Consider the following 12,434-nt stretch of genomic DNA (forward strand, 5'->3'; position numbering starts at 1 on the left):
ACAGTCGGCATCAACATCCCCAAAGAAACCGTCAATATCTAACCCAAGTGACTCCACTCAGCTTGACATCGCCCGTTTGGGAACAGTTGCTCGCTGGTTAGGCTGTCCGCATGGCAACCTCCAGCAACTCTCGGCGCCCTGCTGAGTCGACCGGCCCGACCTCGGCGAGCCTGCCGATCCGGCCCGGACGGCGGGCGCTCGTGCGTCGTCCGGTCGACAGCCTCGCCGAGGGCCAGATCACCCACATCGAGCGGATGCCGATCGACCTCGACCTCGCCCGCGCCCAGTGGGACGGCTACGTCGCCGCGCTCGAGGCGCAGGGCTGGGCCACCACCGCGGTGGAGCCGGCCCCCGACCAGCCCGACTCGGTCTTCATCGAAGACGCCGTGATCCTCTTCGGTGACACCGCCGTGCTCTCCAGCCCCGGGGCGCCCAGCCGCCGCGGCGAGACGGCCGGCGCCGAGGCCGCGGTGCGCACCCTGGGCCTCACGGTGCGCCGCATCGAACTGCCAGGCACCCTCGACGGCGGCGACGTGCTCAAGGTCGGCACGACCGTCTACGTGGGTCAGAGCCTGCGCACCAACACCGACGGTGCGGCGCAGCTGGCCGCCATCGCCGAACCGCTCGGTTACACGGTGCTCACCGTGCCGGTGACCCGCGCCCTGCACCTGAAAACCGCCATCACCGCACTGCCAGACGGCACCGTCATCGGCTACCCGCCGCTCGTCGACGACGCCGACCGGTTCGAGAGCTTCCTGCCGGTGCCGGAGGCCGAGGGCACGGCGGTCGTCATTCTCGACGAGCGCACCCTGCTGATGTCGGCGGCGGCACCGCGCACCACCGCGCTGCTCACGGGGCTGGGCTACACGGTGGTCACCGTGGACATCACCGAGTTCGAGAAGCTCGAGGGCTGCGTCACCTGCCTGAGCGTGCGGGTGCGCTGACCAGCCCGTGGCGGATGCTCGACGGCCGGTGCGCGCCGAAAAGTCATGCTTGCGCCCGCGCCGCCCCTGGCCCTATCCTGAAAGGCTGCCTGAACAGGGGGGCACACGACGACAGACAACGCTCAGGAGGCCGACATGACCAAGACAGCTCGCATCAGGTACGCATCGATCGCGACCGGCGCTGCCTTCGTCCCGGCGCTCCGACTCGCCTCCGCCTAGGAGCCCGACCAGAGACCTCCGCCGCCCGCCCCACGCGGGCCGGCACAGTTCAGCGGGAGACACGGCCCGCATTCTCTGCGCACGCCGCCGCGCCGTCGCCGGGCGCCGCCACCGTCGGCTGTCGACGCCGCCGGGATCCGCTGCCCCGCGGCTGCCGCGCCCACCCGTCACGCACCATCCCGTCACGCACCATCCCGCCACGCATCATCCCGCCCATCGGCGCCACCGCGCCGCGGCCGGCCCAGCCAGAAATTTCTCATGACCACGACCGCTCCGCAGCATCCGCCCCACGTCGCGCCAGAACCCGCCGCGCGCCCCAACACCTTCCGCACCCTGCTGCGGCTCTACCCGTACGCCAAACCGGCCCTGCCCCGCCTGGGCCTGGGCATGCTGGCGGCGCTGTTCGCGTCGTTGATGGCCCTGGCTATCCCGCAGGTGTTGCAGCAGCTCGTCGACGGTGCTCTCAGCCAGGGCGACACCGCCCCGATCTGGCCCGCCGTGCTCACGGTGCTCGGCCTCGGCGTGCTCGAAGCGGGCATGATCGCCCTGCGCCGCTGGTTCGTGCTCGTGCCGGGCACGCACATCGAGTCCCGGATGCGCAACGCGCTCTACGCCAGGCTGCAGGACCTGCCCGTGACCTTCCACGACCGCTGGCCGAGCGGGCAGCTGCTCTCGCGCGCCGTGAGCGACCTCAACATGATCCGCCGGTGGATCTCGTTCGGCCTGGTGCTGCTCGTGGTCAACTTCCTCACCATCGTCGCCGGGGTGGTGATACTCGTCTCGATGAACTGGATCCTCGGCCTGATCTTCCTGGTCTGCTCCATCCCGATCTGGATCTACGGTTACGTCTTCGAGGAGAAGTACTCGGTCATCGCCCGGCGCAGCCAGGACCAGACCGGGGACCTGGCGACCGCCGTGGAGGAGTCGGTGCACGGCATCCGCGTGCTCAAGGCCTTCGGCCGCGGCAGTTTCGCGCTGAAGAGCTTCACCAACCAGGCCGAGGAGCTGCGCGGCACCGAGATCGAGAAGGCCCGCGCCATCGCCGGCATCTGGCTGTGGCTGCTGCTGGTGCCCGACGTGGCGTTCGCGCTCTGCCTGGTCGCCGGTGTCTGGCTCACCAGTCAGGGCCAGCTCAGCGTCGGCGAACTGGTGGCGTTCTTCGCCACCGCCACGGTGCTGCGCTTCCCGGTCGAGTCGATCGGCTTCCTGCTGTCGATGACGTTCGACACCCGCACCGCCACCGACCGGTTCTTCGACATCCTCGACACCCCCAACACCATCACCGACCCGCCACGCCCGGTCACCATCACCAGCCCGCGCGGCCGGCTGGCGTTCGAGAACGTGCACTTCCGTTACGCCGACTCGCCCGAACGCTTCCCCGACCTGCTCAACGGGGTGGACCTCGTGCTCGAACCCGGCGAGACCATGGCCCTGGTCGGGCTCACCGGTTGCGGCAAGTCCACCCTCACGGCCCTCACCACCCGGCTGTACGACGTGACGGATGGCTCGGTGACCCTCGACGGGGTCGACGTGCGCCGCGGTGAGCTGCGCCGCCACATCGCGATGGCGTTCGAGGATGCGACGCTGTTCTCGGCATCCGTGCGCGACAACGTGCTGCTCGGCCGGCCGGAGTTCGCCGAGCGCAGCCCCGAGGCCGACGCGGTGCTCGCCGAGGCGCTGGACATCGCCCAGGCCGGGTTCGTGCACGACCTGCCAGACGGTGTCGACACCCTCGTCGGGGAGGAGGGCATGAGCCTCTCCGGCGGCCAGCGGCAACGCGTGGCGCTGGCTCGGGCCGTGGCCGCGGCGCCCGCCGTGCTCGTGCTCGACGACCCGCTCTCCGCGCTCGACGTGAACACCGAATCGCTCGTCGAGGCGGCGCTGCGCCGGGTGCTGGTGAAGACCACGGCGCTGATCGTGGCGCACCGCCCGTCCACGGTGATGCTCGCCGACCGGGTGGCGCTGCTCGAGGACGGCCGCATCACCGCGGTCGGCACGCACTCCGAGCTGCTCGCCACCAGCCCGCACTACACCTTCGTGATCTCCAGCCTGGAAGACGAAGAACGCCGAGAGAGCAGCCGAGCGGAGGAATCCCTGTGAGTGTCACCGGAGTCGAGGGCGAAGAACGCGTCGACTACACCAAGGCCGAAAGCGCGCAGATCCGCCGGCGGTCGCTGCGGCTGCTCGGTTCGCTCCTGTTCCCGCTGCGCGGCTCGGTGGTCATGGCGATGCTCGTCGTCATCGTGTCCACCGCCGCGCAGGTGGCCGGCCCGGCGCTGATCGCGTTCGGCATCGACCGGGGCCTGCCAGCCCTGCTCAACCAGGACTGGGTGCCGCTGGCGGCGACCGGCGTGATCTACCTCATCACCGGCATCACCGGCGCCCTCCTGATCGCCTGGTACACGGTGCTCTCCGCGCGCATCAGCCAGGCCGTGCTGATCGACCTGCGCAAGCGGGTCTTCCTGCAGACCCAGCGGCTCAGCCTCGAATTCCACGAGTCGTACACCTCCGGGCGCATCATCTCCCGGCAGACCAGCGACCTGGATGCGATCAGGGAACTGTTGGATTCCGGCATCAACCAGCTCGTGCAGGGCCTGCTCTACATGGTCTTCACCGCCATCGCGCTGGTCACCCTCGACGGGGTCAGCGGCCTCGTGCTGCTCGTCGCGCTGGTGCCGCTGCTCGCGCTCACCCGCTGGTTCCAGGTGCGCTCGCAGCACCTGTTCCGCCAGTCCCGCACCGCCTCGGCCAGCCTGATCGTGCAGTTCGTCGAGACCATGACGGGCATCCGCGCGGTCAAGGCGTTCCGCACCGAGAAGCGCAACGAGGGGGTCTTCGGCAAGCTGGTGGAGTCGTACCGGCTGGTCAACGCCCGGGTGATCCAGCTGTTCGGGGTGTTCGACCCCGGGCTGATCCTGATCGGCAACGTCACCGTCGCCGCCGTGCTGCTGGTCGGCGGGTTCCGGGTCGCCGACGGCCAGCTGGCCATCGGCGCACTGCTGGCCGCCCTGCTGTACACCCGCCGGTTCTTCGACCCGATGGAGGAGATGGCGATGTTCTACAACTCCTACCAGTCGGCCGCGGCAGCGCTGGAGAAGATCTCCGGGGTGCTCGAAGAGCAGCCCGGCGTGCCGGACCCGGCGAAACCGGTGGACCTGTGGACGTCGACCGGAGCGGTGCACTTCGACAACGTGCAGTTCGAGTACCAGGCCGACCGGGTCATCCTGCCGCGTTTCGACCTCACCCTGGAGCCCGGGCAGACCGTGGCCCTGGTCGGTTCGACAGGAGCGGGCAAGTCCACCCTGGCGAAGCTGATCTCCCGGTTCTACGACCCGTCTGCCGGCCGGGTGCTGCTGGACGGCGTCGACCTGCGCGACCTGCACCCCAAGGACCTGCGTCGGGCCATCGTGATGGTGACCCAGGAGGCGTACCTGTTCAGCGGCAGCGTCGCCGACAACATCTCCCTCGGTAAGCCGGAGGCGACCAGGACGGAGGTGGAGGCGGCCGCCCGTGCGGTGGGCGCGCACGACTTCATCGTGGGGCTGCCAGGGGGCTACGACACCGACGTGAACAAGCGCGGCGGCCGGGTGTCGGCCGGTCAGCGTCAGCTGATCTCGTTCGCGCGGGCGTTCCTGGCCGACCCGGCGGTGCTGATCCTGGACGAGGCGACCAGTTCGCTGGACATCCCCAGCGAACGCCTGGTGCAGGAGGCCCTGCAGACGCTGCTCAGCGACCGCACCGCGGTGATCATCGCGCACCGGTTGTCGACCGTGGCGATCGCCGACCGGGTGCTCGTGATGGAAAACGGTGTGATCGTGGAGGACGGCACCCCGGCGATGCTCATCTCCGGCACCGGCCGGTTCGCCCGCCTGCACGCGGCCTGGCGGGAATCCCTGGTCTAGTCATCCGCGGGCGCTATGAGTCCGGGGTGTTACCGGGATGTTGAGGGCGGGCAACCTTCTGCCGGGAAGGCGCCTGACACGCTTGACTCGCCCCTGGCGGACGGGGAATCTGGAGCCAGAACACACCAACCGTCCGAACGAGCGCGCTCGTTCCCGGTCGGCGCCGGTGGACATCCGTACCGGCGCCGGCCTGTCTGATCGGGGGATCAACCCAACATGGAGTCAGTTACCATCGTCGGCGCTGGGGTGGTCGGGCACGCCAGTGCCGTCGCCCTGCGTGGTCTCGGCTACACCGGCAGCATCACGATCCTCGGCAGTGAACGTCACCGCCCATACGACCGGCCTCCGCTCGGTCGCGGTTTTCTCACCGGGCAGACCACGATCGGCGAGCTGGCCCTCGAAGCGCCGCACGAAGACCTCGACGCCGACTGGCGGCTGGGTGTCGGCGCGGTCGCCCTCGACGCGGCCGCGCACCGGGTGACGCTGGCCAACGGGCGCACCGTCGACTCCGATGCCGTCGTGCTCGCCACCGGGTCCGCCGCCCGCCGTCTGGGCGAGCCGTGGCACGGGGTGCACACCCTGCGCACGGTCGAGGATGCCCTCGCCCTGCGCGAAGAACTGTTGCCAGGTGCCCGCATGGTCGTCGTCGGTTCCGGCGTGGTGGGCCTCGAGGTGGCGTCGACGGCGCACGACCTGGGCTTGCAGGTGACCGTGCTCGGCAGCACCACGGATTCGCTCTGCACCACCTTCGGTGCCACCGTCGCCGACGCCGTGTTCGGCTTGCACCGGCGGCGGGGCATCACCGTGCGCACCGACCTCCGGGTCGCCGAACTGATCGGTCCCGGCTGGGTATCCGGCGTGAGGCTGACGACGGGGGAGGAGATCGGTGCTGACGTCGTGTTGCTCGACATCGGTGCGGAGCCGATCGTCGGTTGGCTGGCCGGCTCCGGGCTGGACCTGTTCGGTGTCGATCCCGGCTCGGCTGATCCCGGCCCGTCCGGTTCAGACCGGCCAGCGCCCGACGACCGCGGTGCGGTGCTGTGCGACACGGTCGGCGCCACCGCGGTGCCCGGCGTGGTCGCGGTCGGCGACTGTGCGGCCTGGCTGGACCCGGTGTCCGGCAGGCACCGGCGCATCCCGCACTGGAGCGACACCCGCGACCGGCCGGGCATCGCCATGGCCGCTCTGCTCGGTGTCGACCCCGGGGCGGCGCTGGCCCCTATCACCGTGACCTCACACCAGGCCGGCGCCCTGGTGCAGTTCGCCGGCCGGCTGCACGGCGACGAGCTGCTCACGATCGAGGCGGGCAGCGTGAACACGGGCGACCTGCTGGCCGTCTACCGCCGCGGTGACCTGCCGGTGGCGGTGCTGGGCATCGACCAGGCCGTGCAGGTGGCCAGCTGGCAGGCCAGGCTCGCGGCGACCGCGCCCACGACCACGCCCACCCCGGCCCCGGACGAGCCGGTCAGGGACGCCAGCGTGCGCGGCTGAGGTCGACCCGGTAACCGGACTCCTGGTCGGCACCGGGCAGCAGCGGTGTCCGCTCCGCCCGGTAGTGCTCCAACGCCCGCGCCTCGTGGCCGGTCGGCGGGTGGCCGCCGGCGCGGATCACGCGCCACCACGGCGCATCCGCCCCGAATTGCGCCATTGTCTGGCCCACCACCCTGGCAGCGCGGGAGCCGAGGGTGGCGGCGACGTCGCCGTACGTCATCACCCGGCCGGCCGGGATGGAGTCGACGATGTCGAGGACCGCCGCCACGAACGGGCTGTCGGGGCTGAGCCGCACGCTCAGAGGGTGAGCGCGCCGATGACCTCGCCGAACTCGGTCTCGCCGATGTCGACGAAGCCGATGCGGTGGAAGAAGGCCTCTGGGCCGTCCTCGCCGGGCTCCCAGATCACCGTGATGCGCTCGAAACCGCGGTGCCTGGCCTCCTCGGCCAGGGCGTCGGCGGCGAACTTGCCCACGCCCAGACCCTGTGCGTCGGCGTCCACGTTGATGCGCCAGAGGCAGGCACGGAATTCTTCCTGGGCGGACTCCGGGTCGAAGTTGCCGTGGATGAAGCCGGCGACCTGGCCGTCGAGCAGCACCACTCGCTGCCAGGCGGTGGCCGGGTTGATCACCGACGCCGCGACGGAGTACGAGACCGGGGCGATGAATTGCTCCTGACCGGGCTTCAGGCTCAGGTTGTTGGCCGCGACGATGTTTCGCGCGGACAGTTCTTCCAGTCGGAGTTCAGGCATACAACCAAGGTTATCGCCCGGCAGACAGCGCAGATAGTCGGGATTATGGAGGACCGGGGACCGCCGGCGACTGCACCGGTCAAGTCTCTCGATGTCGAGATAATTACCCCCCTCGGCTAGGATTGTCCACGGCCCCCATGCCCCGACTCACTGAGGAGAATCCATTGTCGAAGATCAAGGTTGCAGGTACTGTCGTCGAGCTGGACGGGGACGAGATGACCCGCATCATCTGGCAGGCCATCAAGGACTCCCTGATTCACCCGTACCTCGACATCGATCTCGAGTACTACGACCTCTCGATCCAGAAGCGTGACGAGACCGACGACCAGATCACGGTCGACGCGGCCCGCGCCATCCAGAAGCACGGCGTCGGCGTGAAGTGCGCCACCATCACCCCCGACGAGGCCCGTGTCGAAGAGTTCGGTCTGAAGAAGATGTGGGCGTCGCCCAACGGCACCATCCGCAACATCCTCGGCGGCACCATCTTCCGCGAGCCGATCATCATCTCCAACATCCCGCGCCTGGTGCCGGGCTGGAACAAGCCGATCATCATCGGCCGCCACGCGTTCGGCGACCAGTACCGTGCCACCAACTTCCGCTTCGAGGGCGAAGGCACCCTCACCATGACCTTCACCCCGAAGGACGGCGGCGAGCCGCAGCAGTTCGAGGTCTTCCAGTCGCCCGGCAGCGGAGTCGCGATGGGTATGTACAACCTCGACAAGTCGATCGTCGACTTCGCCCGCGCCTCGCTCAACTACGGTCTCGAGCGCAACTACCCGGTCTACCTGTCGACCAAGAACACCATCCTCAAGGCGTACGACGGCCGGTTCAAGGACATCTTCCAGGAGATCTTCGACACCGAGTTCAAGGACCGCTTCGAGGCTGCCGGTCTCACCTACGAGCACCGCCTGATCGACGACATGGTCGCATCCGCCATGAAGTGGGAGGGCGGCTACGTCTGGGCCTGCAAGAACTACGACGGCGACGTGCAGTCCGACACCGTGGCCCAGGGCTTCGGCTCCCTCGGGCTGATGACCAGCGTGCTCTCCACCCCAGACGGCAGCGTCGTCGAGGCCGAGGCCGCCCACGGCACCGTCACCCGGCACTACCGCCAGCACCAGCAGGGCAAGCCCACCTCGACCAACCCGATCGCGTCGATCTACGCCTGGACCCGTGGCCTGAGCCACCGTGCCAAGCTCGACGGCAACCCGGCGCTGGCCGAGTTCGCGCACACCCTCGAGGATGTCGTCGTGAAGACCGTCGAGAGCGGCAAGATGACCAAGGACCTCGCGCTGCTCGTCGGCCCCGACCAGGGCTACCTCACCACCGAGGAGTTCCTGGCCGCGATCGCCGAGAACCTGCAGACCCGCCTGGCCTGACCCGCCCGCGGCCGCGCGCCCGCATCCGCCCGCCCGCACTGAGCCCGCACAGAGAAGGCCCCGCCCACCCGGCGGGGCCTTTTCTCTGCCCAACTGGTCCCCATGCGGACAACTGCGCCCGGTGTGCCGGGACCAGTTGTCCGTATCGGTAACAGTTGGGCGGGCGATCAGGCGAGCCTGTCCTTGCTAGTCTGCGGGCGCATCCGAGGTGAGAATGGTGCCATGTCCACGCTCAGGGGAGCATTCCGCCGGTATCCGGTTGTGGCGGCAACCATCGTGATCGGCCTGCTCGGGTTGCTGCTCTGGGCCGCCGGGCTCACCGTGGCGGTGCAGTGGCTGTTCTCCGGCCTCGGCCTGGTCGTGGTCGGCATCCAGGGTGCTGGCATGATCAGACGGATGCGCCAGGGCTCGTTCGGCGTGGACCTGCTGGCGATCATGGCCATCATTGCCACCATCCTGGTGGGCGAATACGTCGCCACCCTGCTGATCGTGCTGATGCTCTCCGGCGGGGCGGCCCTCGAGGATTACGCGGCCGGCCGGGCCCAGCGGGAGCTGAAAACCCTGCTCGACCGGGTGCCGCAGATCGCCCACCTGCTGCGCGACGGCGAGTCCGACGTCGACGACGTGCCGGCCACACAGGTGCGGGTCGGCGACCTGCTGCTGGTGCGACCGGCCGAGATCGTGCCCGTCGACGCCGAACTGGTCTCCGCCGCGGCCGCGTTCGACGAGTCCTCGCTCACGGGCGAGAGCCTGCCGGTCGAGCGACGAGCCGGCGAGGCCGTGCTCAGCGGGTCGATCAACGGGCAGGCCGCGGCCACCGTGCGCGCCACCGCCCTGGCCGCCGACAGCCAGTACCAGCAGATCGTGGCCCTGGTGGCGGAGGCCGCCGCGAGCAAGGCCCCGGTCGTGCGTCTCGCCGACCGGTACGCCGTGCCGTTCACCGCGGTGGCCCTGCTCATCGCCGGCCTGGCCTGGTTCGTTTCCGGTGACCCGGTGCGGTTCGCCGAGGTGCTCGTGGTCGCCACCCCATGCCCGCTGCTGCTCGCCGCCCCGGTCGCGTTCATGGGCGGCATGAGCCGTTCGGCCCGCAACGGCATCATCGTCAAGGGCGGCGGAGTGCTGGAGAAACTCGCCCGGGCGCAGACGGTGGTCTTCGACAAGACCGGCACCCTCACCTACGGCACCCCGACCATCACCAGGGTGAACCCCGAACCACCCTTCGACGACAACGAGCTGCTCACCCTGGCTGCATCGGCCGAGCAGTACTCGTCGCACGTGCTCGCCGCATCCGTCATCGCCGCCGCCGACGACCGCGACCTCACACTGCTACGAACCGACACGGCCACCGAGGTGCCCGCGCACGGCGTGACCGCGAGATTCGAGAACCGCGAGGTGGTCGTGGGCAAGCTGGCGTTCGTGGCCGAGCACGCTGCCGACGCCTACCCGGCCGACCTGGCGGGTGGTGAATTGGCCATCTACCTTGCCGTGGACGGCCGCTTCGCCGGCTGCATCGTCGCCAGCGACCAGGTGCGCGACAACGCCCGCGCCACCGTGCAGGCGCTGCACCGGCTCGGTGTGCGCGAATCGGTGATGCTCACCGGGGATGCCCGCCCCACGGCCAACCACATTGCCCGGCTGGTGGGCATCACCCGGGTGCGCGCGGACTGTCTGCCGGCCGACAAGGTCGACGCGGTGCGGGCCATCCGGGAGCGGCCGGTGATCATGGTCGGCGACGGTGTCAATGACGCGCCGGTGCTGGCCGTGGCCGACGTGGGCATCGCCATGGGCGCCAAGGGGTCGACGGCGGCGAGCGAGTCGGCGGATGCGGTGATCCTGCTCGATGACCTGTCTCGCGCCGCCCGCGCGGTCGGCATCGGCCGCGACACCGTGCGGATCGCCCTGCAGAGCATCTGGCTGGGCATCGCGCTGAGCATCGGCCTGATGTTCGTCGCCGCATTCGGGCTGATCCCGGCCACGGTCGGCGCTCTGCTGCAGGAGCTGGTCGACCTGGCCACGATTCTCAACGCCCTGCGGGCCATCGGCGGGCGCCGCGACGTGCGTGCCCGCGGGGTGGCGGCGCGCGTGCCGGCGGCGACCCACCCGGTGCCGACCGGCTGAACTCAGCGCCCGGAGGCGCGTGACATCAGCGCCGCACCGCCGAAGAGCGGGAACACCCCCAACAAACCGATGAACACGATCGCCGAGCCCTGGGTTCCCATGGAGTGGCCGAATCCGACCTTCTCGCCCACATCGAGACCACCGAAGATCAGCATGGCCAGAAAGAACAGCACCCACAGGCCACCGACCACCAGACAGACCAGCCCGCCCACGGTGAGCAGCACCCGCACGAGCGGGCGTGGCGGTTTCACCGGTCTGGCACGTTTCCCCATGGGCCGAGCCTCGGGGGTTCCAGCAGGCGGTGGCGGCGCCTCGCGGGCGACCGGATGCGTGCCGAGCGCCTAATCTGGAGGGATGCGACGCATCCGTTTACCGTTCGGGCCCACCATCGGCCGAACGGCGAACGAACCCCGCCTGAGCCGGGACGTGTACGTGCTCGGCGTCATCGCCTTCTTCGTGATGGTGGGCTTCGGCGTGGTCGTGCCGGTGCTGCCGGTGTACGTGAAGAGCTTCGGCGTGGGCAACCTGGAGATCGGCGCGGTGGTGTCGGCGTTCGCGCTGATGCGCTTCGTCGCCAGCCCGGTCTGCGGCAAGCTCATCGACTGGGCGGGCGAGCGCACGATCCTGGCGATCGGCATCGGCATCGTCGCGGTGTCCAGCGGGCTGGTCGGCATCGCCGGCAGCTACCCGCAACTTCTGCTGCTGCGCGGGGTCGGCGGCATCGGCTCGGCCATGTTCACCGTCGCGGCGATGACGCTGCTGCTGCGCACCACCGCCCCGGGCATCCGCGGGCGTGCCGTGGGGTTCTACCAGGGCGGTTTCCTCATCGGCGGCATGGCCGGACCGGCTCTCGGCGGCCTGCTCGCCACCATCTCGCTCACCGCGCCGTTCTTCTTCTACGCCGGCACCCTGGCGGTGGCCGGAGTGGTCGGTCTGGTATTGCTGCAGCCGGCCACCCGGGCTGCCGCCGGCGGCACGGGCGCCGCGGCCCCGCTGCTGCCGCTGCGCACGGTGCTGCGCGACCCGCGCTTCCGGGCGGCCTGCCTGGCCAACTTCTCCCAGGGCTGGTCGTCGTTCGGTGTGCGCGGCGCCCTGGTGCCCGTGCTCGTCGTCGAGGTGCTCAAGGGACCGAGCGCCTGGACCGGCATCGCCTTCGCCATCGCCGCCGTCGCGCAGACCCTCGCCCTGGCGCCGGCGTCCCGGTTCGTCGACACCGTCGGGCGCAAACCCGCGATCATCGGGTCATTCCTCGTGGCCGCCGTCACCATCACGGCGATCCCATTCGCCCCCAACATCGTTGTGCTCACGACGTTGCTGGCGGTGTACGGCGTCGCCGCGGCGTTCATGGGCACCGCGCCGGCGGCATCCGTCGGTGACGCGGCCGGTACCGCGGGAGGACGCCCGGTGGCGATCTTCTCGATGTTCTCCGACTTCGGCGCCATCGTCGGGCCGCTCGTGGCCGGTCTGCTCGCCGACACAGTCTCGTACCCGGCCGCGTTCCTGCTCGGCGGCCTGCTCTTCGTGGCGACCTCGCTCTACGCGCTGCGGATGCCCGGCGGCCTGCCCGCGCAGCCCACCGCCACGCCCCAGGGGCCAGCGGTCACCGATCCCCTCGACCGCTGATCAAGCTC

The 12,434-nt window shown here is 70.0% G+C and carries 10 protein-coding genes; 7 read left to right on the forward strand and 3 right to left on the reverse strand.

All coding sequences use genetic code 11. The features are described from left to right. Positions 1-110 precede the first annotated feature (110 nt). The 4 genes from ddaH (at position 111) to K2F54_RS09495 (ending at position 6,556) form a co-directional block, all read left to right on the forward strand. The gene (gene ddaH, locus K2F54_RS09480) at positions 111-944 is read left to right on the forward strand and encodes a dimethylargininase (RefSeq protein ID WP_220605624.1); all 834 of its coding nucleotides are present in this window, start codon (positions 111-113) and stop codon (positions 942-944) included. Positions 945-1,421: 477 nt separating this feature from the next. Then, entirely contained in the window at positions 1,422-3,263 is a 1,842-nt protein-coding gene (locus tag K2F54_RS09485; protein WP_220605625.1) for an ABC transporter ATP-binding protein, read from the forward strand. Next, on the forward strand, positions 3,260-5,065 hold the full coding sequence (locus K2F54_RS09490; protein ID WP_220605626.1) for an ABC transporter ATP-binding protein: 1,806 nt from the start codon (positions 3,260-3,262) through the stop codon (positions 5,063-5,065). The genes K2F54_RS09485 and K2F54_RS09490 overlap by 4 nt, the downstream gene beginning before the upstream one ends. A 216-nt stretch (positions 5,066-5,281) precedes the next feature. Then, a complete protein-coding gene (locus K2F54_RS09495) occupies positions 5,282-6,556 on the forward strand; it encodes an NAD(P)/FAD-dependent oxidoreductase (RefSeq protein WP_220605627.1) in 1,275 nt (424 codons plus the stop codon). Here K2F54_RS09495 and K2F54_RS09500 read toward each other — a convergent pair. Then, on the reverse strand, positions 6,531-6,851 hold the full coding sequence (locus K2F54_RS09500; protein WP_220605628.1) for an MGMT family protein: 321 nt from the start codon (positions 6,849-6,851) through the stop codon (positions 6,531-6,533). The two genes, K2F54_RS09495 and K2F54_RS09500, sit on opposite strands and share 26 nt — an antisense overlap. A 2-nt stretch (positions 6,852-6,853) precedes the next feature. Then, entirely contained in the window at positions 6,854-7,306 is a 453-nt protein-coding gene (locus K2F54_RS09505; RefSeq protein WP_220605629.1) for a GNAT family N-acetyltransferase, read from the reverse strand. Positions 7,307-7,470: 164 nt separating this feature from the next. On the opposite strand from K2F54_RS09505, the gene K2F54_RS09510 reads away from it, so the two are divergent. Both K2F54_RS09510 and K2F54_RS09515 read left to right on the forward strand, forming a co-directional pair. After that, a complete protein-coding gene (locus K2F54_RS09510; protein WP_220605760.1) occupies positions 7,471-8,685 on the forward strand; it encodes an NADP-dependent isocitrate dehydrogenase in 1,215 nt (404 codons plus the stop codon). A 222-nt stretch (positions 8,686-8,907) separates the two neighbouring features. Further along, positions 8,908-10,803 (forward strand): heavy metal translocating P-type ATPase, encoded by a 1,896-nt coding sequence (locus K2F54_RS09515; RefSeq protein ID WP_220605630.1) that lies wholly within the window; start codon positions 8,908-8,910, stop codon positions 10,801-10,803. A gap of 2 nt (positions 10,804-10,805) precedes the next feature. On the opposite strand, the gene K2F54_RS09520 is transcribed toward K2F54_RS09515, so the two are convergent. Continuing rightward, the gene (locus tag K2F54_RS09520) at positions 10,806-11,054 is read right to left on the reverse strand and encodes a hypothetical protein (protein WP_220605631.1); all 249 of its coding nucleotides are present in this window, start codon (positions 11,052-11,054) and stop codon (positions 10,806-10,808) included. Positions 11,055-11,157: 103 nt separating this feature from the next. Between K2F54_RS09520 and K2F54_RS09525 the strand changes: the two genes are divergently transcribed. After that, a complete protein-coding gene (locus K2F54_RS09525; RefSeq protein WP_220605632.1) occupies positions 11,158-12,426 on the forward strand; it encodes an MFS transporter in 1,269 nt (422 codons plus the stop codon). Positions 12,427-12,434 lie beyond the last annotated feature (8 nt).

The sequence above is a fragment of the Cryobacterium inferilacus genome (genome assembly GCF_019599185.1).
GTDB lineage: Bacteria > Actinomycetota > Actinomycetes > Actinomycetales > Microbacteriaceae > Cryobacterium > Cryobacterium inferilacus.

Bases quoted from the DNA above. Each gene is read 5' to 3' on its own strand.
- K2F54_RS09525 (WP_220605632.1), top strand. From the start codon at position 11,158: ATGCGACGCATCCGTTTACCGTTCGGGCCCACCATCGGCCGAACGGCG.
- K2F54_RS09515 (WP_220605630.1), top strand. From the start codon at position 8,908: ATGTCCACGCTCAGGGGAGCATTCCGCCGGTATCCGGTTGTGGCGGCA.
- K2F54_RS09505 (WP_220605629.1), bottom strand. From the start codon at position 7,306: ATGCCTGAACTCCGACTGGAAGAACTGTCCGCGCGAAACATCGTCGCG.
- ddaH (WP_220605624.1), top strand. From the start codon at position 111: ATGGCAACCTCCAGCAACTCTCGGCGCCCTGCTGAGTCGACCGGCCCG.
- K2F54_RS09485 (WP_220605625.1), top strand. From the start codon at position 1,422: ATGACCACGACCGCTCCGCAGCATCCGCCCCACGTCGCGCCAGAACCC.
- K2F54_RS09495 (WP_220605627.1), top strand. From the start codon at position 5,282: ATGGAGTCAGTTACCATCGTCGGCGCTGGGGTGGTCGGGCACGCCAGT.